Raw genomic sequence first — 21,783 nt, 5'->3', positions numbered from 1 at the left:
GAAGGGCCGCGCTCACCACATACCGACAGACGATGCGTGATCTCCTCGACGCATTGGACGACTGACCCGACCCGGCCGAGTGCTCGTCTTCGTCGCAGCCGGCGTCCCGGGCGGCCACCCCGCCGAGGGCTCAGCCCGGCCGTCGATGCCCGGCGCCCGTCCCGGCATCGATCCCGACCGCGTCGGGAGGCTGGAGTAGGGTTGTAGGGTTGGTTGGTGGCGTGATTTCGCTACGGAGCATACGCCGCCCAAACGACGAGAATCAGGGGCGCTCTGGTGTTTCCGGAACCGTTCCAGAGGAGGAGAGTCATGGCCAACGTGGTGCGAGCAGCCATCGTCCAGACCGAGTGGACGGGCGACAAAGACTCGATGATCGAGAAGAACGTGGGCTACGCGCGCCAGGCGGCCGAGCAGGGCGCCCAGGTGATGTGCTTCCAGGAGCTCTTCTACGGCCCCTACTTCTGCCAGGTACAGGAGGACGAACACTTCGAATACGCCGAGCCGATCCCCGACGGACCCACGATCCGACGCATGCAGAAGGTGGCGAAGGAGACCGGGATGGTGCTCGTCGTCCCCATCTTCGAGAAAGAGGACGACGGGTTCTACTACAACACCGCCGCAGTCCTCGACGCCGACGGCTCCTTCCTGGGCAAGTACCGCAAGACCCACATTCCCCAGGTCGCCGGGTTCTGGGAGAAGTACTACTTCCGACCCGGGAACCTCGGCTATCCGGTCTTCGACACCAACGTCGGTCGGATCGGCGTCTACATCTGCTACGACCGGCATTTCCCCGAGGGGTGGCGGGCTCTCGGCCTCAAGGGCGCCAAGATCATCTTCAACCCGTCGGCGACGAGTCGCGGCCTATCCATGTACCTCTGGAACCTCGAACAGCCGGCGGCCGCCGTCGCCAACGAGTACTTCATCGGTGCCATCAACCGGATCGGCAAGGAACCCTTCGGAGACAACGATTTCTACGGATCCTCCTACTTCGTGAATCCCCGCGGTCAGGTGGTCGACGGCGCCGCATCGGATACGGACGAGGAGCTGGTGGTCCGGGACCTCGATCTCGACCTGATCGAGGAAGTTCGCAAACAGTGGGCGTTCTACCGTGACCGACGACCCGACGCCTACCAGGATCTCGTCACTCCCTAGCCGATCGAGAGGACCCATGGGCACGCAACGAGAACTCCATGCACGACACAACCGGGTGCTCCCATCCTGGCTGGCCCTCTACTACGAGCAGCCCATCGCTCTGGTGAGGGGACAAGGCCGGCGGGTATGGGACGCCGAAGGCAAGGAATACCTCGACTTCTTCGGCGGCATCCTCACGACCATGACCGGCCACAACGTGCCGGAGGTGGTCGAGGCGATCCGGGAGCAGGCGGGACGCATCCTGCACACGTCGACGCTCTACCTCATCGAGCCTCAGATCGAGTTGGCCGAGAAGCTGGCCGAGCTGTCGGGGATTCCCGACGCCAAGGTCTTCTTCACGAACTCGGGGACCGAAGCCAACGACACGGCCATGCTGCTGGCCACCACCTACCGACGCTCCAACGAGGTGCTGGCGCTCCGCAACAGTTATCACGGCCGCTCGTTCGCGGCCGTTTCACTCACCGGCAACCGGTCCTGGTCGCCGACCAGCCTCGGTCCTCTCAACGTGACGTACGTGCACAGCGGCTATCGGTATCGAAGCCCCTTCGGTCACCTTCCGGACGAAGCGTTCACTGCCGCCTGCGTGGCCGACCTGCGCGATCTGCTGAACGTTGCCACCTCCGGGGATGTGGCATGCATGATCGCCGAGCCGATCCAGGGTGTGGGCGGTTTTGTCACGCCACCGGATGGGTTCTTCGGAGCGATGAAGGACGAACTGGACCGGCACGGGATTCTCTTCATCTCCGACGAGGTCCAGACAGGATGGGGGCGGACCGGCGAGAACTTCTGGGGCTACCAGGCACACGGCATCATTCCCGACATGATCACCTTCGCGAAGGGCGTCGGAAACGGGCTGGCCATCGGCGGAGTGATCGCGCGAGCCGAGATCATGGACTGTCTGAATGCCAACTCGATTTCGACGTTCGGGGGGAACCCGCTCGCCACGACGGGGGCGCTGGCCAACCTGAACTACCTGTTGGAACATGACTTGCAGACCAACGCCCTGAAGGTGGGCCAACATCTGCGGTCCCGTATCGATCACCTGGCCGACGGCTACGAGATCATCGGCGAGGTACGGGGGAAGGGCCTCATGATCGGCGTGGAACTCGTTCGTCCCGGCGGGACGGATCCACACCCGGGGGCAGCATCACACATCATGGAGGAAGCTCGGGCAGGAGGCCTGCTGATCGGCAAGGGCGGCCTGTTCGGCAACGTCCTGCGTATCGCGCCGCCTCTCTCCTTGACAGAGGAGGAGGCCGACGAGGGCTTTGACGTACTGAGCGACGCGGTTGCCACGACCGCATCCCTCTTCGAGAGAGGAGACAACTGATGAGAATCGCCATCATCAACGGCACGGTCGTCACCTCGACCGAGACGATCCCGGCGGACGTGCTCATCGAGGACGAAAAGGTCGTCGCGATGGCCGCGCCGGGGAGGCATCACTGGCAGGAGGGCGTTGATACGGTGATCGACGCCTCGGGCAAGTATGTCGTGCCGGGGGGTGTCGACGTCCACACGCATTTCGAGCTTCCCTTCGGTGGGACCTACGTGTCCGACAACTTCGAAACCGGTACTCGCGCGGCCGCGTTCGGAGGCACGACCACCGTCGTGGACTTCGCCGTTCAGGTCAAGGGCGAGTCGGTCAGAGACGGCTTCGAGAAGTGGATGCAGAAAGCCGAAGGGAACTGCGCCATCGACTACGGATTCCACATGATCGTCGGCGACATCAACGATGTCTCCCTCGAGGAGATGGGGGCGATCGTCAACGAAGGCGTCACCAGCTTCAAGCTGTTCATGGCGTACCCCGGCGTCCTCTACTCCGACGACGGGGAGATCTTCCGCGCGATGCAACGGGCCGCCAGGGACGGCACGACGATCATGATGCATGCCGAGAACGGCATTGCCATCGATGTGCTGAGGGAGCAGGCTCTCGAACGGGGCGAGACCGACCCCAAATACCATTCCATCACACGCCCACCCGCGACCGAGTCCGAGGCGGTGCATCGTGCCATCGCCCTGGCGGAATTGGCCGGTGCGCCTCTCTACGTCGTCCACATGTCCTGTAAGGAGGGGGTCGCCGAGCTCACGAAGGCTCGAGATCTCGGTCTCAACGTGTTTGGGGAGACGTGTCCGCAGTATCTCCACCTGTCCGTCGAAGATCATGTCTCCCTGCCCGGTTTCGAGGGCGCCAAGTACGTCTGCTCGCCGCCCATCCGCTTCAAGGAGGAGGGTCATCAGGAGTACCTGTGGAACGCCCTTGCCCGTGGAGACCTCCAGGTCGTGTCCACCGACCACGCCTGTTTCTTCTACGACGACGACGAGACGTTGGGTCGTCAGAAGCGGTTGGGGGAGGGCAACTTCACGCTCATCCCGAACGGCCTCCCCGGCGTCGAGGAGCGATTCAACGTGATGTACCAAAGCGGCGTGGTTGGGGGCCGCTTCGACATCAATCGTTGGGTGGACCTCGTCGCCACCACGCCGGCCAAGATGTTCGGGATGTATCCACGCAAGGGGACGATCGCCGTCGGGTCGGACGCCGACATCGTCGTGTACGACCCCCATACATCCTTCACGTACTCGGCGCCCGGCACCATTCACGGGAACATCGACTACACGTGCTACGAAGGCATGGAGATCAACGCCACGATCGACCAGGTGCTTTCTCGTGGCAAGGTGATCGTCAAAGGCGGCAGGTACGTGGGAACCAAGGGCGACGGGCGGTATCTCAAGCGCGGCACGAACCAGTTGCTCATCTGAGGCGATGCACGTGGAACCCATCGAACACCGGATCAGCAACAGGCGGGTGATCGGGTGAGCCGAACGGCGGGTGAACAGGCGCGATCCGGTCGCGGGAGTGGTGTCCGCACAGACACCGTTCGACGCTGTCGGCGAAGCCGATCTGGGGTTCCCGCAACACACGTGGGCGGGAATCGGCCACCGTTCCACAACGAGAGCAAGGCAGGGTGAGGGAAATGGATTTCGGAGTCGTACTGCAGACCGATCCGCCGGCGTCGCGAGTCGTCGAGCTGACCAAGCTGGCCGAGCAGAACGGGTTTTCCCATGTGTGGACATTCGATTCTCACATCCTCTGGCAAGAGCCGTTCGTGATCTTCAGCCGGATGCTGGCGGCCACCGAGCACGTGGTCGTCGGGCCGATGGTCACCAACCCGGGTAGCCGCGACTGGACGGTGCTCGCCTCGCTGTTCGCCACCCTCAACGACATGTCGGGGGGTCGCACCATCTGCGGTATGGGACGGGGCGACTCGGCGCTGCGAGTCATCGGTCGTAAACCGATGACACTGGCGACGATCTCGGAGTCCATGCAGGTCATCAAGGGTCTGGTGGCCGGTGAGTCGGTCATGTACCGGGGGGTGGAACTGCGGATCCCGTGGGTCGGCGAGGAAGGCTGGGACCTGCCGATGTGGGTGGCCGGCTACGGCCCGAAAGCTCTGGATCTCATCGGTCGGGAAGCCGACGGATTCATTCTGCAGCTGGCCGATCCCAAGATCCTCGAATGGACGATGGGAGTGGTGAGGGACGCCGCTCGGCAGGCCGGGCGCGATCCGGGCTCCGTCCAGGTCTGCGTGGCCGCTCCAGCCTATGTCGGTGACGACCTCGCCCATCAGAGGGAGGAGCTGCGCTGGTTCGGGGCCATGGTCGGCAACCACGTCGAGGACCTCGTCGCCCGCTACGGCGGTGGTGGGATTGCGGTCCCGACGGCTCTGACCGACTACATCAAGGACCGGCAGGGCTATGACTACCGGCACCATGGCAAGAAGCGGAATCCCTCGGCCGAGTTTGTGCCCGATGCCATCGTCGACCGGTTCTGCGTGTTGGGTTCTGTGGCCGACCATATCGCCAAACTGACCGACCTGCGCGACAGAGGCGTTGATCAGTTCGCCATCTACCTCATGCACGACGCCCAGGAGGAGACCCTGGAAGCGTACGGGCGGGAGATCATTCCGGCGCTGCGGTAGCCGAGTCGCCAACGGCGTCCTCCGTTCTCGTGACACCTCGCACGGACTATTCCGTCGAAGCGTCACGAGAACGGTTCGGGGGGAGCTACGATGCCTATCCCATGGCCGAACCCCTCGTATTCGCACGCGCGCTCACCAAACGTTTCGGCGACTTCACCGCGGTCGACGGCGTCGACTTCGCCGTCGAGTACGGCGAGGCGTTCGGGTTCCTTGGACCGAATGGCGCAGGCAAGACCTCCACCATGCGCATGATCGGCGCCGTGTCGCCGGTCACCGAAGGAACGCTGAGAGTTCTCGATATGGACCCTGCCACGCAGGGGCCGCTCATTCGGGCGCGTCTCGGGGTGGTCCCCCAAGAAGACAATCTCGATAACGAGCTGTCGGTCTTCGAGAACCTGTTGGTCTACGGGCGGTACTTCGACCTGCCCCGATCGGTGATCACCGACCGGGCGGACGAACTGCTCGAGTTCGCCCAACTCACAGAACGGCGCGACGCCCAGGTCGAGAATCTCTCCGGCGGGATGAAGCGGCGCTTGACGATCGCCCGGGCACTCATCAACAAGCCCGATGTGCTCCTGCTGGACGAGCCGACCACCGGCCTCGATCCGCAGGCCCGTCATGCGCTTTGGGACAGGCTCTACCGGCTCAAGCAACGAGGGGTGACCCTCATCATCACGACCCACTACATGGACGAGGCGGAGCAACTGTGCGACCGCCTCGTCGTGATGGACAAGGCGAAGATCGTTGCAGAGGGCTCGCCGCGCGAACTCATCGAAACGCACTCGACACGTGACGTCGTGGAACTGCGATTCCCGGTGGGCGGTCAAGAGGAGGCGCTGCCGCTCCTCGAGGGACTCTCGCAACGGACCGAGGTCCTTCCCGACAGCGTGCTCCTGTACACGGTCGACGGCGATCGGACCGCCGCCGAGGTGGCCGAGCGCGGGCTGAAACCCGAAACGGTGGTGGTTCGCCGCAGCACGCTCGAAGACGTATTCCTGCGTCTCACCGGCCGGAGCCTGATCGACTGATGGCTGCGGCTGCGATCCGTGTCGTCGAGGCGCACGCCCGGGTGTACCGCCGCACATGGCGGGGAAGTGTCATCTCGACCTTCCTCAGTCCGGTCCTGTATCTGCTGGGCATGGGGGTTGGTCTCGGCACGCTCGTGAACCGTGGCGCCGGGAGCGCGTCGATCGGCATTCCCTACCTGGCCTACCTCGCTCCCGGGCTGCTCGCGGCGGCCGCCATGCAGACGGGCGCAGGCGACGGGTCGTGGCCGGTCATGGCGGGCATCAAGTGGACCAAGACGTACTTCGCCACGCTGGCCACGCCGATCAGGATCCCGGACCTCGTCATCGGTCATCTCGGTTGGGTCGGCATTCGTATGATCTTCGTGTCGACCGTGTTCGTCCTCGTCATGGCCGCTTTCGGAGCCGTGGCCGTCGGTGTGGGATTGCTGGCAGTGTTCCCCGCGGTGCTGACCGGGCTGGCATTCGCCGCACCGGTCAGCGGCTACGCGGCATGGTTGAAGCGCGACACCGGATTGAGCAACCTCTTCCGGTTCGGGATCGTCCCCATGTTCCTGTTCTCCGGGACGTTCTTTCCGATCACACAGCTTCCCGGCTGGATGCAGCCGCTCGCCTACGCCGTGCCGCTGTGGCATGGCGTCGAGCTGACTCGCGCAACGACCCTCGGTCTGGCCACGACCTTCTCGCCGTTCGTACATGTGGCATACCTTCTCGCGTGGATCGTCGGAGGCACGCTCGTGGCGATCCACACGTTCACGAAGAAGTTGGGGCAATGACCACCGGGACCCTCATGGCCAGGATCGTGCCGCCGTCGGCGATGGGCAGTCGGCGGGCACGACATCTTCTCGAACGGAACTTCCTCGTGTACCGGCACGCATGGATCGTCATCTTCTCCGGATTCTTCGAACCGCTCTTCTATCTCTTCTCCATCGGTATCGGACTCGGCAAACTCGTCGGTGATGTCGTGGGACCCACCGGGGAACCGATCTCCTATGCGGCGTTCGTGGCGCCCGCGCTCCTCGGTGCGGCGGCCATGAACGGTGCCGTCTACGAATCGACGTTCAACATCTTCTTCAAGCTCAAGTACGCGAAGATCTACGACGCTGTGCTGGCGACTCCGATGGCGCCCGGCGACATTGCCATCGGAGAGATCACGTGGTCGCTGTTTCGAGGAGCGCTGTATGCGACGGGGTTCCTCGTCGTGATGTGGATCATGGGCCTGATGCCGTCGCTGTGGGGGCTGCTCGCCGTCCCTGCGGCGCTCCTGCTCGGTTTCGGATTCGCTGCAGCAGGCATGGCGGCCACGTCGTTCATGCGATCCTGGCAGGACTTCGATCTCGTGCAACTCGTCACGCTTCCCCTGTTTCTGTTCTCGGCGACGTTCTACCCGCTCAGCGTGTATCCCGAGTGGCTGCGATGGGCGGCGCAACTGTCGCCGCTCTATCACGGTGTCGTGCTGATTCGTTCGCTTACGCTCGGGATCTTCGAATGGACCATGCTCTACCACATCGGGTTCCTGGTCGTGATGGGTGCGGTTGGCATCGTGGTTGCGGCGCGGAGGCTGGAGAAGCTGCTGCTCGCGTGACACTAGGTCACGTCGATGGTGCGTTTGCCCAGCAGATTGAGGCGTGTTCTGCGTATCGTCGCCGGCTCGACGACCCTCCCGTCGTCGAACCGGAAGCGGAGGGCATCTTCGGGGCACTGGACGATGCAGGCGCCACACAGGATGCAGTTCGCGGGCCGGACGATCTCGACCTTGTGGACGTGGCCGTTCATGACGAGCACGTCACGCGGGCATACGAGCACGCACTGTGCAGCCCCGGTGCAACGGTCGACCAGCAACTCGACCCTGAAATCGCTCGGGTTGACCGAACTCGACAGCAGCGGTGTCGACCCGGCGACATCCACCGACACGATCCCGGTCCCGACCACACACGCGGCGGCGAGCACGATGAGGTTTCTCGTCGTCAGGGCCCCGGCGGCCGTGAAGAGGGCAGCACCGAACGCGAACCCGGCCAAGGCCAGGCCGCCATAGACGAGTAGCCCTCGGTGTGTCCTCAGCGGCAGCCACGGCATGCCTGCGAAGAGTCCCAGCACGATGGCCGTGATGGCCACCGCGCCGACGACCGCCGGTAGCGGTCCGCTGATCGCCCACAGGATCAACCACAGGATCGGCACCATCGGGGCGGTCCACATCACTGCCATCTGGAGGCGATCACTCATCGGGAAGCGCACGGCTCGCTCTTCCCTCACGGCGTGCCGGCCGCGTCTCAGGAATGCAGGCAGGTCCGTCGCGTGGACCGGTCCCCACGTCGCGTGCCATCCGGTCGCCTCCTCGACACGATTTCGCTCGACCCCGGTGGCGCTCAACTGGGGCAGGATCAGCTCTTGATGGTCGACCCGGTCTGCGACTTGGGATGTTCGAACCGCGGCGATCACGTCATGATGGGTGAGATGGCCTCCTCCTGCAGCGCACCACACGTTGATGCCTCTGCTGTCGGTGACGAGCAGCCAGACGTCCTCACCCTGCAGCGCCTTGGACACGCGTCGCACGGTGAGGGTGTAGTTGCCCGTGACGATGACGGGTGAGGAGCGGTCGGGATCACCGATCGGGAAGAGCCCCGTCTTCGAGCGATGTGGCAAGAACCTGAACGCCGTGTCGAATATGGAGTCCAGTAGTTTCATGATGGTCTCCTCGCACTCAAGATGACGAAGGCCGGCCACGGACGTTCCTCGTCGATGTTCGCGAAACCCGCTTGGCGCACGGCGTCGGTGAGGCCGTGCACGGGATGTGTTGTTTTCTGAGTGAGCAACCAGGTCGCCACGGTCATGGGGATTCGTAGCAATCGGTAGAGCAGACGGGCGCCGGCGCCTGTCGGTTCGACCTCGTCTGCGATCACCAGCCGGCCTCCCGGACGAAGTCGGTCATGGACGATCCCGAGCACGTAGGCGCGTTCTTGCGGGGACATCTCGCTGAAGGCGAGACACGACACGACGCTATCGAACGTTTCGGGATCGAATCGGTCCTCGATCTCGGCCGCCCCCAACTCCACCCATTCGACGCTTCCGTCGGCAGGCGCCGGTTTCGCTGCGGCGACCTCGAGCATGCCGGCATCCCGGTCGAGGCCGACGGCCTCTGCTCCTCGTGCAGCGCACGCCAGGGTGACCCCTCCGGTTCCGCAGCCGACATCGAGGACGCGCAGCCCCGGTCCTGCCGCCAGTTCGGCAACACGGTCGTAGACGCGGGACATACGTCCCCTGCTCAAGAGGTGCATGCCACGGTCGTAGCGAGACGGTGTCGACTCGAGCCAGCGCATGAACGCGTACGTGCTCATCGTTGCTTCCCTGGCCGTCGTCCGACACCCTCGAAGAACAGCAGGACCGCGAGGTCGGGGATCTCGTCGAGTTTCGGCCACGTGCCGCCGGAGCCCCAGTGTTGTACATACAGGATGCCGAGGATGCCGACAAAAGCCAGGGCGAGTTCGGCAGTGGGCCGATCTGCGCGCACCTCGTCTGCGGACACACCTTCGTCGAGGACATGTGCCACGGCGCCGACAAACGGGGCGAGATGCCTGATGACGAGGGGATAGGTTTCAGGTCGAAACGCCAGGGCTTCCCTGATCACGACCTGCTGGAAAGGCTCCTGTTCCCGCACGACCTGCACGTCTGCTTCGGCCAGTCCCCGGAGCCGGTCCCTGGTCGATCCCGCCGCCGGATTGGCTTCGTATCGCTGTACCGCGCGTCGTGCACCCTCCGCGATGACCTCGGCAAAAAGCTCGTCCTTGGATCGGAAGTAGTTGTAGACGGTTCCCTTGGCGACGCCCGCTCCGGACGCGATGGCGTCGATACTCGTTCGCTCGAGGCCGTCGCGGGCAAAGTGCTCTGCAGCCGTGGCGAGGAGTCGGTTGCGGACCTCGAGCTTCGCCTCGGCGGTGATTCGACCCATGACGCTCCAATGTGGGTGACCAGTCAGTCATATTGTATCACGGCACGGGGGAGCGGTGCCAGGCGTTTCTCCAGATTCGACGTTGTACCCACGGTGGGTCAAGATGAGTGATCTGCTGCGACGAAAGGCTGGACGGTGAACGAGGAACTGCGCAGGCTCGGCGACGAGTACTGGGACTACACGATGGAGACCAACCCGACGCACGCCATGATGCTCGGAGATCACCGGTTCGACGAGAAGGTCGAGGAAGTGTCGAGAGAGGCCGAGGACGCCCAGATCGCCCGGCTTCGGGACTTCGCAGGACGGGCCGAGGCGATCGATCAGGCAGGTCTCGACAAGGACGAACGAATCACCAGGGATGTGCTGATCTTCGAAGCCTCCACCGGGGCCGATGCCCTCGAGACGAGGGCGGCAGAGTTCGCGGTCAACCACGCCATGGGTTTGCAGGCGATGATCCCCGTGCTGATCCCCCAGTTGCCCATCGAGGAGTCCGAGCATGCCGAGGCGTTGGTCGAGAAGTACCGAGGATTCGCTCGAGTGTTCGATGAGATGGGCGAGCGCCTGCGCGAAGGGCTTGTCGATGGCAGGACACCGCCTGCGCTGACGAGCGAGAAGACGGTCGGGCAGCTCGACGCGCTGCTCGCGTTGCCGATGGAAGAGAATCCATTTCTGCATGTACGGGTCCCGGAATCCTTCGACACGTCGGCAACCGAAGCGTGGAAGGAGCGTCTCGCCACCGTCGTTCGTGACGCGATCCGGCCATCGCTGCAACGGTATCGAGACACGATCGCGAACGAGGTCTTGCCGTTCGCCAGGCCGCAGGAGCGAAGCGGCGTGTCCTGGGTACCTGGCGGCGACGAACTCTACGCGAAGGCGATTCATCAGCACACGACGCTGCGGTTGAAGGCCGATGAGATCCATGACATCGGTCTCGACCAGGTCGAGCGGTTGGCCGGCGAGTATCGAAAGCTCGGTAAGGAGGCTCTCGGCACCGACGATCTCAGCGAGATCTTCACACGTCTACGCGAGGATCCGGATCTGCACTTTGTGGCAGGCCCGGAAGTCGTCGCCGCTTCGGAGCGTGCGCTCGCAAAGGCCAATGCCGCGATCGGGGACTGGTTCGGACGTCTTCCGAAGGCCGACTGCATCGTTGCCGAAACACCGAGCGGGCCGACCGCGTTCTATTTCCCGCCGGCCACCGACGGATCTCGACCCGGCATGTTCTTCGTCAACACGTCCGATCCGACACACTGGGGCCGTTATGAGATCGAGGCGATGGCGTATCACGAGGGGATCCCGGGCCACCATCTTCAGTTGGCGATCGCTCAGGAACTCGAAGGAATCCCCGACTTTCGAAAGCACGCAGGCGTCACGGCCTACGCCGAAGGCTGGGGCCTGTACACCGAACGTCTTGCCGACGAGATGGGCTTGTACTCGGGGCCCCTCGAGCGCATCGGCATGCTCTCGGCCGACTCGATGCGCGCCGGTCGGCTGGTCGTCGACACCGGCCTGCACGCGAAAGGGTGGAGCCGCCGGCAGGCGATCGACTTCTTCGCCGAGAACTCCCCGATGTCGATCGGCACGATCGAGAACGAGGTCGATCGCTACATCGGCTTGCCGGGTCAGGCGCTCGCCTACATGATCGGACGTCTGGAGATCCAGCGGATGCGGAGCGAGGCAGAGGCGGCCCTTGGTGAGAGCTTTGACGTCAAGGGATTCCACGACACCGTTCTGGACTCGGGCATGATGCCACTCACGACGCTGGATCGATTGGTGAAAGACTGGACTGCCTCCGTTCTCGTGACGCTTCGCGGGAACTAACCGGCTCAACCGTCACGAGAACGGGATGAGGACGACGTGGACCTGGCGCGGACCGTGCACACCCAGCGTCAGGGTCTGCTCGATGTCGCCGGTGCGGCTCGGCCCGGTGATCACGACCATGTTGCTCGACCGGGTCGCCACCTCGGAGCGTTCGGCGAGGAAGTGACTGAGCGACGGATAGATCTGATCGGTGCGGACCAGAGCGATGTGGGTCTCCGGGATCAGGGACGCCATCCGCGGTGATTCGCGTCCCGACGTGACGACGATCGACCCCGACTCGGCCAGAGCGGCGTCCGCCGCGGTGATCCCGACCTCGAGTGTCTTGTAGGCGAGCTGGTGCTCGATACGCGCCGCCGGGTCAGGTGGCACATCGCTGTTCATGATCCGATAGCCGTCATGAATCAGGCGGCCGGCAAGGCCGGGCACCGGCAGTGGCCCACGGGCCATGAACCAACGGTGTCCTTCCATCAGCTCGAGGACGATGCGGAGGGCATCATCCGTATCCACAGCACGGTGGGGCACCCCGTCGACGGCTTCGAGCTCACGGCAGAAGCGGGTTACGAGATCACCGGGGGGCTGCTCGGGGACGAGAATCCCCGGGTCGGAAGAGGCCGACAGGGACGCCGACGCCGACCGGATCCGAGCCAAGAACGCGTCACGATCCACGGTTGCGCTCCTTCCAGCGTCGATGAAACGACTTGACTGGTGCCTGCAGATCCCTGCCCCGGGTCCATGCGGCTCCTCGCCAGGGAAGCCGGCGGATCCATCCGGTGCGGAACAGACGACCGATGACGGCACCGGCACGCAGCAGCGCGCGAAAGCGGCCCGGGTGCGTCGCTGCACCTGCGTAGGCACGCAGCGGGCGTCGCATCCACATGGGTCCGGTTCGCGTCTGCACGGACAGGTTGCGCTGATCGAGCAGGAGTCGGGGAATGTCGATACGAACGGGACATACTTCCAGGCATGCTCCGCAGAGCGTGGACGCGTACGGCAGATCCGACCATTCGTCGAGGTCGAACAGTGCCGGGGTGAGCACCGATCCGACGGGTCCCGGATAGGTGCTGCCGTAGGCGTGCCCGCCGACGGTCCGGTACACGGGACAGACGTTGAGGCACGCTCCGCAGCGGATGCAGGCCAGGATCTCGGAGCTTGGACCCGCCAGGACCTTCGAGCGCCCGTTGTCGACGATCACGACATGGAGTTCGTCCGGGCCGTCCGGTTCACCGGGGCGGCGAGGGCCGGTGAGGACGTTCGTGTAGACGCTCAGCTTCTGGCCTGTCGCGCTGCGGGCGAGTACCTCCAGGATGACGGACATGTCCCCGATCGATGGGACGAGGCGTTCCGCACCCAACATCGCAACGTGGATTCTGGGCGCCGTGGTGGTGAGGCGACCGTTGCCTTCGTTCGTGACGATGCAGATGGAACCGGTCTGCGCGACAGCGATGTTCACGCCGCTGATCCCCATGTCCGCGGTGAGGAACAGGGGACGGAGATGGCGGCGGGCAATCGTGTTCAGTTGGATCGGATCATCTGTGTACGGGACGCCAAGCTTCTCTTCGAACAGCGTGCCGATCTCGAAGCGGGTCTTGTGGAGGACCGGGGCGATGATGTGTGATGGGCGGTCGTTCGCGAGCTGCACGATCAACTCTCCGAGATCGGTTTCGACGACCTCCATCCCCTCGGCTTCGAGGGCGTCGTTGAGGTGCAGCTCCTCGGTGAGCATGGATTTGGACTTGACGATCCGCTCCACGTTTCGGGCGTGCGCAAGTTGTACGACGTACTCGTTGGCTTCGTGGGCATCCGCGGCGAAGAACACGTGCCCTCCCACCCCTTCGAGAGCATCTGCGAACTGGGCCAGATACCGATCCAGATTCGCGAGCGTGTGGAGGCGGATTGCTCGAGCGCGATCTCGCATGTCGTCCATCGGCGGGAATGCCTCGACGGCGTGCGCGCGATGGTCGGAGAATCGTCGCGCGCCGATCTGCAGCGCGGCAATCGGGGGAGTGCCGATGTCCGAGCGCGCTCGTTCGAGGAAGGAGGTCATCGTTTGGCGAGGATCTCGGCGATGTGGCGAACCTCGATGGAGCTCCCTCGCCGGTGCAGACCTCCTGCAATGTGCAGGAGACACGAGATGTCGCCTCCGACGATCGTGTCGGCACCGCTTGCCTCGATGTTGTCGAGCTTCCTGTCGAGCATCGCGATAGATACGTCGGGCATCTCGAGAGCGAACAGGCCTCCGAAGCCACAGCACTCGGTCGCGTCCGCGAGTTCCACCCGATCCATTCCCTGGACGTTGTCGAGGAGCCGTTCAGGCTGTGACTTCACGCCGAGGTTCCGCAGGCCATGGCAGGAGTGGTGTAGCGTGCAGGAGCCGGCGCCGGTGGCCTCCACATCGGTCACGTCGAGGTCGTCGACCAGGAACGAGGTGAACTCACGCGTCCTGGCCGCGACCCTCTGAGCCGCCTCGGAGAGGTCGGGGTCGTCGGCGACGAGATCGGGGATGTGGCGGATGACCATGTCCGCACACGACCCCGATGGCAGCACGATCATGCCTTCGGTGGCGTCGAGCACCTCGAGTGTGTGCACGGCCATACGCCGGGCTTCGTCACGGAAACCGGCATTGAACGCAGGCTGACCACAGCACGTCTGTCCGAAGGGAAACTCGACGGTCAGTCCAAGTCGCTCGAGAAGGTCCACGACGGCTTCTCCAACCTGCGGCGCGAACGCATCGACGAGGCACGTGACGAAGAGCTGCACGGTGGCCATGGACAGGACGCTACTCGCTCGGTCCTCTCCTGGGGTGGACCACGCTCTGGTCGATGTCGGCACCTGCTCGAGATGAATCCGTTCGCCATCCCCGGGTACCGGCAGAGAGTCTCACGGCAGCAGCTTGCGTTCCTTCGCAGCGGCCTCCAGCTCCTCGTGAAACTGAGGGGCGGCGATCTCGATCAGCGCCTCTGCCCGTTCCCGGAGATTCATGCCGAACAGGTTGGCGACGCCGTATTCGGTGACGACGTAGTGAACATCGGCACGGCTGGTGACCACACCGGCGCCCTGCTTCAGGAACGGGACGATGCGAGAGAGCGTTCCGCCCTTGGCGGTTGCGGGAAGCGCGATGATGGGTCGGCCGCCTTTGGACTTCGCCGCACCGCGAATGAAGTCGACCTGCCCGCCGAACCCCGAGTAGATGTATGGGCCGATCGAGTCGGAACAGACTTGTCCGGTCAGATCCAGCTCGATCGCAGAGTTGATCGCGACCATGTTGTCGTTCTGGGAAACGACAAACGGATCGTTCGTGTGGTCGACGGGGTGTGCCTCGATGAGCGGATTGTTGTCGAGGAACTCGTAGAGATCGTCGCTTCCCATCGCGAACGTGATCACGACCTTCCCGGGATGGAGCGACTTGTATGCCCCGGTGACGACGCCGCGTTCGATGGCGCGCATGGCTCCGTCCGACAGCATCTCGGTGTGGATCCCAAGCTGTAGATCGCCTTCCATCGACTCGTACACCGAGTCTGGGATGCCGCCAATGCCCATCTGCACCGTCGAACGCGGCGGAATGAGCTCGAGTACGTGCGCCGCGATCTTGCGTTCGACCTCTGTGGCCGGTTTCGGTATCAGGTTGGGCAACGCCTCGGTGTGCTCGACGATCGTGTCGACCCTGCTCACGTGGAGGAACGAGTCGCCGAGAATGCGCGGCATCTTCGTGTTCACCTGGACGATCACCTTCTTGGCCGACTGGTAGGCGGCCTGGGAGGCGAGCGTCTCGACGCCGAGGCTCATGAAGCCGTGCTCGTCCGGCGGGGACACCATCAACATTGCGACATCCAGGGGAATGATGTTCTCTTTGAACAGGCGCGGAATCTGGTGCAGGAAGATGGGAACGTAGTCTGCGCGTCCTTCGTTCACCGCAGCCCGATCCGCCGGTCCCACAAAGAGCGAGTTGTGACGGAAATGATCGGCCATCGCCGGATCGGAGAGGGGATCGTCGCCAACGAGGAGAACGTGATTGAGTTGGACGTCGGAGAGTTCTTCGCCTCGTTCTGCGAGCGCCCTGACCAGTGCCCACGGGATCGCCGCGTTCCCTCCGTAGTAGACACGGTCGCCGCTCTGGATCTGGAAGACTGCCTGGTGCGGAGTCTGCAGCTTCGATCTGTAGTCGTCGAACCAGTTCATGCGCCGGCTCCCGTCAGGAGCGATCTCAGCTCGACGAAGGGCAGGCCGTGGGCGGCGGCGACCTGGCGGTGCACGAGGTTTCCTTCATACATCACCACTCCCGCGGCGAGATGGGGATCCGCCGCCGCAGCACCTCCGGTCCCTCGTTCGGCCAGCGACACCAGTTGGGGCAGGACGGCTCTCGTGAGCGCTTTGGAGGCCGTGCGGGCGACGTTCGCCGTCATGTTCGGCACGCAGTAGTGCACGACATCGTGGACGATGTAGGTCGGCTGGTCGAGACCCGTCGGCCGGCTGGTTTCCACGCAACCTCCCTGGTCGATCGAGAGGTCGACGATCACACTTCCTCGACGCATCCCTTCGACCATGTCCTCGGTGACCAGAATCGGAGCTCGCGAACCGGGAATGAGCACCGCGCCGATGAGCACGTCTGCCGAAGCCGTGTAGTTCTCCAGCGGCTCGAGACTGGCGTTCGCAGTCGCAACCTGACCGCCACATCGGGAACTCACCGATCTCAGTTTCGCCATGTCGGTGTCGATCACGACGACGCGGGCCCCGGTCGCTCTCGCGTGACATGCCGCCGTCCGGCCGGCGATTCCCGCACCGAGGATGACGACGGTCGGTGGGGAGATCCCCGGCACGTTGCCCAACAGGATTCCCCTTCCCCCGGAGTCGTTCTGGAGGTAGTAGCCGGCGAGATGCACAGCGAGCATTCCCGCCATCTCGCTGAACGGTGCGAGGATCGGGCGGTTGCCTGCTGCGTCCTCGATGAGTTCGTAGGAGACGGCGGTGATCTCTCGCTCGACCAACCCGTCGACCAGTGCTTTCGAGGCGACCGCCATGTGGTGAAAACTGCAGATTGCGGATCCGGGCTTGAGGAGATCCAGCTCGACCGAAGACATCGTGCCGATCCTGGTGACGAGATCGGCACGTCGGTAGGCCTCCTCCGCGCTGTAGACGATCTGCGCGCCGGCCTGCTCATACTCGTGGTTGGAGAATCGGGCACCCAGTCCTGCGTCGTGTTGGACCAGAACCGTGTGTCCGAGCCTGTGCAGGTGGGCTGCGGCGTCCGGAGTCAGGCCAACCCGATGCTCGTGATGTAGAGATTCCTTGGGGACTCCGATGATCATTAATCAACCTCCCGCCCGAGGATGGGGCGTGTCGCGTGAACCGTGACGATGTGATGTCGTGTCGGCCCAAGACTAGATCTCGTCGGACGAAGCATCGTTCACATCCCGGCGGTGGTGCAGAAGCTCAACGGTTCACCCCGAATTCGAGCGATACCGTCCATCCGGCTGCTTCGAGGCCCGGCTTGGTGAAGGTTTTCGGCTCCTGGTCTCCTACGAGAATCGCGTAGCCGGTCGTATCCGCGAGTTCTGGCACTTCGAACTCGAAGCGGCAGACGGCGATCACCTTCGCCTGCACGTCCGGATAGGGGAGAAGGTCCACGAATCCACCCGAGAGGGCGCTGTCGGCGAGCATGCTGCCGTCGGCATCCATGATCCGTACCGGAGCTCCCGCATGAATCCCGGGGAACGTCTCGACTCCGTCTGTGCACGGCGTTCCTCGTACAAGGCCGACAGCTTCGATCCAGACGGCATCGCGTTCCGCCTCGGGAAGTCCGAAGTAGTCACCTCTCGCCAGACGCTGGGCCTCCTCGACGATGAGATCGTTGTGATAGGAGTAATCGAACACCGCCAGCGAACCGGAGAGGTCATGGGTTACCGGCGGAGCGCATGCTCCAAGTGTGATGAGGAGAAGGAGGAGGAGGACACGATAACGGAGGTGTGACACCCCCCAAGCCTAGGATCGGCGCCGGTGTCCTTGAACCCTGGGCTCGTAGGGGTCGTAGTGACCCCCCTGAGCCCTGGGTTCGTGGGTATGTGGCTCCCGTGGGGAGGAAGCAGGAGCGTGAAGGCGGAGGTTGTGATCGCCGGTGCGGGTATCGCGGGCGTGAGTGTCGCGTACCACCTGTCGATGCGTCACGGCCTACGGGACGTGATTCTGTGTGACCCGCGCCCGCCGTTGACCCTGACGAGCGACAAGTCGACCGAGTGCTATCGGAACTGGTGGCCACAAGCACCGATGATTCATCTCATGAACCGCTCGATCGATCTCCTCGAAGAGTTCGCCACCACCTCGGGCGACATCTTCAATCTCGACCGGCGCGGCTACATCTACGTCACCGGGGACGACACCCGTCTCGAGGCCCTCGAATCCGATGCCATCGCAACGGCAAAGGCAGGCGGGGGAAGCTTGCGCGTCCACAAACCGTTGAAGGATCGGACGCCGTGTGCAGTGGCGCGGCGTTGGGACAGGATGACCTCGGGTGCGGACCTGATCGCGGACCCCGACCTGCTTCGGCGGCTCTTTCCCTACCTGACCGAAGACGCCGTGGGGGCGCTGCATGTGCGTCGTGCAGGGTGGCTCGACGCGCAGCAGCTCGGGGCGTGGCTGTTCGCGGAGGCAAAGTCGGCGGGAGTGAGGTTCCTGCCTCGCGAGGTCATCGGTGTGGAGACCGGTCCGGCCGGAGTCGGGGCCGTCGATCTCGACGATGGGAGCCGCATCGAAACGCGATTCTTCGTCGACGCTGCAGGCCCGATGGTGGGCGATGTGGCAGGTCTGCTCGGGGAGGAGCTTCCCATTCACGCCGAGTTGCACCTCAAGGTGGCGTTCAAGGATCATCTCGGTGTGGTGCCGAGGGACGCTCCGTTGCTGATCTGGGACGACCCGCAGTCCATCGACTGGGATCCGGAAGAGATCTCCGGGTTGCGAGACGGCATGTCGGATCTGCTCGATCTCCTTCCCTCGGGCTGCCACCTCCGTCCGGAAGGCGGAGACGAATCGCCGTGGGTGCTGGGGTTGTGGGAGGTTCGGCGACGCATCATGACGCCCAGATTCCCCGTCCCCGTCGATCCGATGCACGCCGAGGTCGTGCTGCGGGGTCTGTCGAGAATGATCCCCGGTCTCGAGGCGTACCGTGAACGAGTGCCCAAGACCTGGGTCGACGGGGGGTACTACGTCAAGACGCCCGAGAATTACCCGATCATCGGGCCGCTGCGAACACCCGGCGCGTTCGTCATAGGGGCACTGTCCGGGTTCGGCATCATGGCGTCACAGGCTGCGGCCGAGCTGCTGTCGCTGCACATCACCGGCCAGGATCTGCCGGAGTTCGCGGACGCCTTCAGGCGCCGACGCTATGACGATCCTTCCTATCTCGACGGCATCGACGCAGATGCGGGGCAGCTCTGACGTCGGTCGAGAAGGAAGAAGGCGTCGAGAAGGTTCCACCGTCTGGTCGTTCACGATTCTCCTGTCTCCGGAGGCCCTCGTCCCCGGATCCTCACACGCGCCATGTTCGCTTCGACACCGACACTCGACTTGCCACTAGCCTTGCTTGACCGGTCCCTGGGAGACCAATGCAGCGGATGTTGACGGCGCTGAAGGGCCGATCCAGAGATGAGAAGTTGGGCACGTTCATCGGTGTCTTCACACCGTCCGTCCTGACGATCCTCGGCGTTATCTTGTACCTGCGGACCGGTTGGGTCGTCGGCAGTGTCGGGCTGACGGGTGCGCTCGTCATCATCGTCATCGCCAATCTCGTGACGCTGGCCACCGCCCTGTCCGTCTCCGCCGTCAGCACCAACATGCGCGTGGGCGCCGGAGGTGCCTACTACATCATCTCGCGAAGCCTGGGGGTGGAGATCGGGGCGGCGATCGGCATCCCGTTGTTCTTCGCACAGGCATTCTCGGTGACGCTCTACGCTTTCGGGCTGGCCGAGAGCCTCGGGATCGTCTGGCCCGCAGTGCCGCAGAAGGTGGTTGCCGCCGCAACGGTGCTCGTGGTTGCCCTTCTCGCCGCCAGAGGGGCCGGCCTGGCGCTTCGGCTGCAGATCCCGATCATGGTCGCCATCGGGGTGTCACTCGTGGTTCTCGGTGTCGGTATCGCGAACAGCAGCCCAGAGACGATTCGTCTCACGACTGCATTCGAGGAGCCACCCGGCTTCTGGGCCGTCTTCGCCGTATTCTTTCCTGCGGTCACCGGAATCCTGGTCGGTATCAGCCTGTCGGGTGATCTGAAGCATCCCGACCGGTCCATCCCGCGAGGAACGATCGCGGCCGTGCTCGTAGGATTCGTGGTCTACATCGGTGTCGCCGTCGGCTTGGCGCTCGCAGCCGATCCTGCCGACCTCGTCGCCAACAATCTGATCTGGTTCACCATCGCCGGCGCTGCCGGTGTGCTGATCTTCCCGGGCCTGTGGGGAGCGATCTTCTCCTCCGCGGTGGGCAGCGTCTTGTCCGCGCCTCGAACCCTCGAAGCGATGGTGGCCGATCGAGTCCTCCCACGATGGCTGGGTTCTCCGATCGGGAGGGTGCGGGGTCCGGGAGTTCCTCTGCTCATTTCCCTGCTCGTCGCGCTCGGAGCGGTCCTTCTCGGTGGCATCAATGCGGTCGCCCCGGTGCTGACCATGTTCTTTCTCACCACCTACGGAATGGTGAACCTGGTGGCGGGCGTGGAGAATCTGACTGCCGATCCGTCGTACCGCCCGACCATGCGCGTCCACTGGACGATTTCGCTTGCGGGTGCCGGGGCGTGTTTCTGGGTCATGTTCCTGATCAGCCCGGTGGCTCTGGTGGTCGCGGTCGTTATCGAGGTTGGCGTCTATCTCCTGATGCGCAGGAGGGCACTCGTGGCCCCGTGGGGGGATCTGCGGCGCGGTGCCATGATGTCGCTCGTTCGCTCGACGGTGATCCAGCTCCGAAGGCTGCCCAACGATCCGCGGAACTGGCGGCCCAACATCCTGCTGTTCTCCGGTGACGTGCGGCGCCGTCCGGACCTCGCGCGGTTCGCTGCGTGGCTCGTGCAGGATCGCGGAATCCTGACCGTGTGCGAGCTCGGTGTCGGATCGCTGGAACGGTATGGCGAGTTTGCCGCCGAACGAAGAGCGCAACTCGACGCGGATCTGGATGAGCTCGGAGTCGTCGCGTTCGCCGAAGTCGATGTCGTGGGCGACTTCGTGGACGGCGCCGTTGCCGTCGCGCAGGCCAACGGGATCGCCGGTATCGAATCCAACACCGTCATGTTCGGATTCAGCGACAAGCTCGAGCGGCGGGTCTCCGCGCTGCAGATCATCGAACGCCTCGCGCGTATCGGCAAGTCCGCGATCATCTGCCGGACAGTCCCGCATCAGCGGCGAGCGAGCGGTCGTGAAATCCATGTGTGGTGGGGCGGTCTGCAGAACAACGGGGACATGCTTGCACTGTTCGCTCACCTGATCTCGCTGAATCCGGAGTGGCGCGACGCCCGGATTCGCATCATGAGCATTACTTCGAGCGACATGATGGCCGAACGGAATGCCCGCATGCTCGATCGGGTCATCCACGCCGCCCGCATCCCTGCCGAGACCGAGGTCATCGTGCGGCGCAGCGGTCAGACTGTCCAGAGCCTGATCCGAGAGCGTTCGGCACGAGCAGATGTCGTGTTGATGGGACTCCGTGCGAACCGACCCGGTGAAGAGGTCGAATATGCGCATCGGCTGGAAGAACTCGTCGAGGGTTTGCCGACGGTCATCTTCGTTCGTTGCGCCGGCGAGTTTCGAGGACGCCTGTTGGGCGATCACCCGGAGGAGTGACGGCCATCCTGGTCGAGAACCGGCTCGGCCGCGGCAGAGACCGAGATTCCATTCTC

The 21,783-nt window shown here is 64.0% G+C and carries 19 protein-coding genes; 10 read left to right on the top strand and 9 right to left on the bottom strand.

Going from position 1 to position 21,783, the window contains the following annotated elements; genetic code table 11:
• The first annotated feature begins 309 nt into the window (after window positions 1-309).
• The 7 genes from GXP34_07765 to GXP34_07735 all read left to right on the top strand — a co-directional run bounded on the left by GXP34_07765 (window position 310) and on the right by GXP34_07735 (window position 7,739).
• Complete coding sequence (locus tag GXP34_07765; protein NOY55868.1) at window positions 310-1,152, top strand: acyltransferase; 843 nt, start codon at window positions 310-312, stop codon at window positions 1,150-1,152.
• Window positions 1,153-1,168: 16 nt separating this feature from the next.
• Window positions 1,169-2,482 (top strand): aspartate aminotransferase family protein, encoded by a 1,314-nt coding sequence (locus tag GXP34_07760; GenBank protein NOY55867.1) that lies wholly within the window; start codon window positions 1,169-1,171, stop codon window positions 2,480-2,482.
• A complete protein-coding gene (gene hydA / locus GXP34_07755) occupies window positions 2,482-3,909 on the top strand; it encodes a dihydropyrimidinase (protein NOY55866.1) in 1,428 nt (475 codons plus the stop codon). The genes GXP34_07760 and hydA overlap by 1 nt, the downstream gene beginning before the upstream one ends.
• A 215-nt stretch (window positions 3,910-4,124) precedes the next feature.
• Window positions 4,125-5,129 carry a TIGR03842 family LLM class F420-dependent oxidoreductase gene (locus GXP34_07750; GenBank protein NOY55865.1) on the top strand — a complete coding sequence of 335 codons (1,005 nt, stop codon included), beginning with the start codon at window positions 4,125-4,127 and terminating at the stop codon, window positions 5,127-5,129.
• Between the two features lie 101 nt (window positions 5,130-5,230).
• Window positions 5,231-6,157 carry an ABC transporter ATP-binding protein gene (locus tag GXP34_07745; protein ID NOY55864.1) on the top strand — a complete coding sequence of 309 codons (927 nt, stop codon included), beginning with the start codon at window positions 5,231-5,233 and terminating at the stop codon, window positions 6,155-6,157.
• Complete coding sequence (locus GXP34_07740) at window positions 6,157-6,930, top strand: ABC transporter permease (protein NOY55863.1); 774 nt, start codon at window positions 6,157-6,159, stop codon at window positions 6,928-6,930. Before GXP34_07745 ends, GXP34_07740 begins: the two co-directional genes overlap by 1 nt.
• Complete coding sequence (locus tag GXP34_07735) at window positions 6,927-7,739, top strand: ABC transporter permease (protein NOY55862.1); 813 nt, start codon at window positions 6,927-6,929, stop codon at window positions 7,737-7,739. The genes GXP34_07740 and GXP34_07735 overlap by 4 nt, the downstream gene beginning before the upstream one ends.
• Before the next feature lie 2 nt (window positions 7,740-7,741).
• On the opposite strand, the gene GXP34_07730 is transcribed toward GXP34_07735, so the two are convergent.
• Genes GXP34_07730 through GXP34_07720 form a run of 3 tightly spaced genes read right to left on the bottom strand, consistent with a single transcriptional unit; the run spans window position 7,742 to window position 10,100 of the window.
• Window positions 7,742-8,839, bottom strand: coding sequence for a 4Fe-4S dicluster domain-containing protein (locus GXP34_07730; protein ID NOY55861.1), 1,098 nt, complete (start codon window positions 8,837-8,839; stop codon window positions 7,742-7,744).
• Window positions 8,836-9,489: a methyltransferase domain-containing protein gene (locus GXP34_07725; GenBank protein NOY55860.1), complete on the bottom strand. Its 654-nt coding sequence runs from the start codon at window positions 9,487-9,489 to the stop codon at window positions 8,836-8,838. The genes GXP34_07730 and GXP34_07725 overlap by 4 nt, the downstream gene beginning before the upstream one ends.
• Window positions 9,486-10,100 (bottom strand): TetR/AcrR family transcriptional regulator, encoded by a 615-nt coding sequence (locus GXP34_07720; protein ID NOY55859.1) that lies wholly within the window; start codon window positions 10,098-10,100, stop codon window positions 9,486-9,488. Before GXP34_07720 ends, GXP34_07725 begins: the two co-directional genes overlap by 4 nt.
• 135 nt (window positions 10,101-10,235) lie before the next feature.
• Between GXP34_07720 and GXP34_07715 the strand changes: the two genes are divergently transcribed.
• Window positions 10,236-11,921: a DUF885 domain-containing protein gene (locus tag GXP34_07715; protein ID NOY55858.1), complete on the top strand. Its 1,686-nt coding sequence runs from the start codon at window positions 10,236-10,238 to the stop codon at window positions 11,919-11,921.
• Between the two features lie 12 nt (window positions 11,922-11,933).
• Here the strand turns inward: GXP34_07715 and GXP34_07710 are convergent, their stop codons facing one another.
• The 6 genes from GXP34_07710 to GXP34_07685 all read right to left on the bottom strand — a co-directional run bounded on the left by GXP34_07710 (window position 11,934) and on the right by GXP34_07685 (window position 17,888).
• The gene (locus GXP34_07710; GenBank protein ID NOY55857.1) at window positions 11,934-12,587 is read right to left on the bottom strand and encodes a hypothetical protein; all 654 of its coding nucleotides are present in this window, start codon (window positions 12,585-12,587) and stop codon (window positions 11,934-11,936) included.
• Window positions 12,577-13,965 carry an iron-sulfur cluster-binding protein gene (locus GXP34_07705; GenBank protein ID NOY55856.1) on the bottom strand — a complete coding sequence of 463 codons (1,389 nt, stop codon included), beginning with the start codon at window positions 13,963-13,965 and terminating at the stop codon, window positions 12,577-12,579. The genes GXP34_07710 and GXP34_07705 overlap by 11 nt, the downstream gene beginning before the upstream one ends.
• Complete coding sequence (locus GXP34_07700; GenBank protein ID NOY55855.1) at window positions 13,962-14,687, bottom strand: (Fe-S)-binding protein; 726 nt, start codon at window positions 14,685-14,687, stop codon at window positions 13,962-13,964. Before GXP34_07700 ends, GXP34_07705 begins: the two co-directional genes overlap by 4 nt.
• 111 nt (window positions 14,688-14,798) lie before the next feature.
• A complete protein-coding gene (locus GXP34_07695) occupies window positions 14,799-16,097 on the bottom strand; it encodes an acetyl-CoA hydrolase/transferase family protein (protein NOY55854.1) in 1,299 nt (432 codons plus the stop codon).
• Window positions 16,094-17,224: an alanine dehydrogenase gene (locus GXP34_07690; protein ID NOY55853.1), complete on the bottom strand. Its 1,131-nt coding sequence runs from the start codon at window positions 17,222-17,224 to the stop codon at window positions 16,094-16,096. The genes GXP34_07695 and GXP34_07690 overlap by 4 nt, the downstream gene beginning before the upstream one ends.
• Window positions 17,225-17,348: 124 nt before the next feature.
• On the bottom strand, window positions 17,349-17,888 hold the full coding sequence (locus GXP34_07685) for a hypothetical protein (GenBank protein ID NOY55852.1): 540 nt from the start codon (window positions 17,886-17,888) through the stop codon (window positions 17,349-17,351).
• 117 nt (window positions 17,889-18,005) lie between these two features.
• Here GXP34_07685 and GXP34_07680 point away from each other — a divergent pair, with 117 nt between their 5' ends.
• Together GXP34_07680 and GXP34_07675 are read left to right on the top strand one after the other, a co-directional pair.
• Window positions 18,006-19,346 (top strand): FAD-binding oxidoreductase, encoded by a 1,341-nt coding sequence (locus GXP34_07680; protein NOY55851.1) that lies wholly within the window; start codon window positions 18,006-18,008, stop codon window positions 19,344-19,346.
• 167 nt (window positions 19,347-19,513) lie between these two features.
• On the top strand, window positions 19,514-21,727 hold the full coding sequence (locus GXP34_07675; protein NOY55850.1) for a Na-K-Cl cotransporter: 2,214 nt from the start codon (window positions 19,514-19,516) through the stop codon (window positions 21,725-21,727).
• Window positions 21,728-21,783 lie beyond the last annotated feature (56 nt).

Source organism: Actinomycetota bacterium (genome assembly GCA_013152275.1).
Lineage (GTDB): Bacteria > Actinomycetota > Acidimicrobiia > Spongiisociales > UBA4744 > BMS3Bbin01.
The sequence above is the reverse complement of the archived record's forward strand: the minus strand, read 5'-3'. Positions and strand labels throughout refer to the sequence as shown.

Bases quoted from the DNA above. Each gene is read 5' to 3' on its own strand.
- GXP34_07765 (NOY55868.1), top strand. From the start codon at position 310: ATGGCCAACGTGGTGCGAGCAGCCATCGTCCAGACCGAGTGGACGGGC.
- GXP34_07760 (NOY55867.1), top strand. From the start codon at position 1,169: ATGGGCACGCAACGAGAACTCCATGCACGACACAACCGGGTGCTCCCA.
- hydA (NOY55866.1), top strand. From the start codon at position 2,482: ATGAGAATCGCCATCATCAACGGCACGGTCGTCACCTCGACCGAGACG.
- GXP34_07750 (NOY55865.1), top strand. From the start codon at position 4,125: ATGGATTTCGGAGTCGTACTGCAGACCGATCCGCCGGCGTCGCGAGTC.
- GXP34_07745 (NOY55864.1), top strand. From the start codon at position 5,231: ATGGCCGAACCCCTCGTATTCGCACGCGCGCTCACCAAACGTTTCGGC.
- GXP34_07740 (NOY55863.1), top strand. From the start codon at position 6,157: ATGGCTGCGGCTGCGATCCGTGTCGTCGAGGCGCACGCCCGGGTGTAC.
- GXP34_07735 (NOY55862.1), top strand. From the start codon at position 6,927: ATGACCACCGGGACCCTCATGGCCAGGATCGTGCCGCCGTCGGCGATG.
- GXP34_07730 (NOY55861.1), bottom strand. From the start codon at position 8,839: ATGAAACTACTGGACTCCATATTCGACACGGCGTTCAGGTTCTTGCCA.
- GXP34_07725 (NOY55860.1), bottom strand. From the start codon at position 9,489: ATGAGCACGTACGCGTTCATGCGCTGGCTCGAGTCGACACCGTCTCGC.
- GXP34_07720 (NOY55859.1), bottom strand. From the start codon at position 10,100: ATGGGTCGAATCACCGCCGAGGCGAAGCTCGAGGTCCGCAACCGACTC.
- GXP34_07705 (NOY55856.1), bottom strand. From the start codon at position 13,965: ATGACCTCCTTCCTCGAACGAGCGCGCTCGGACATCGGCACTCCCCCG.
- GXP34_07700 (NOY55855.1), bottom strand. From the start codon at position 14,687: ATGGCCACCGTGCAGCTCTTCGTCACGTGCCTCGTCGATGCGTTCGCG.
- GXP34_07695 (NOY55854.1), bottom strand. From the start codon at position 16,097: ATGAACTGGTTCGACGACTACAGATCGAAGCTGCAGACTCCGCACCAG.
- GXP34_07690 (NOY55853.1), bottom strand. From the start codon at position 17,224: ATGATCATCGGAGTCCCCAAGGAATCTCTACATCACGAGCATCGGGTT.
- GXP34_07675 (NOY55850.1), top strand. From the start codon at position 19,514: ATGCAGCGGATGTTGACGGCGCTGAAGGGCCGATCCAGAGATGAGAAG.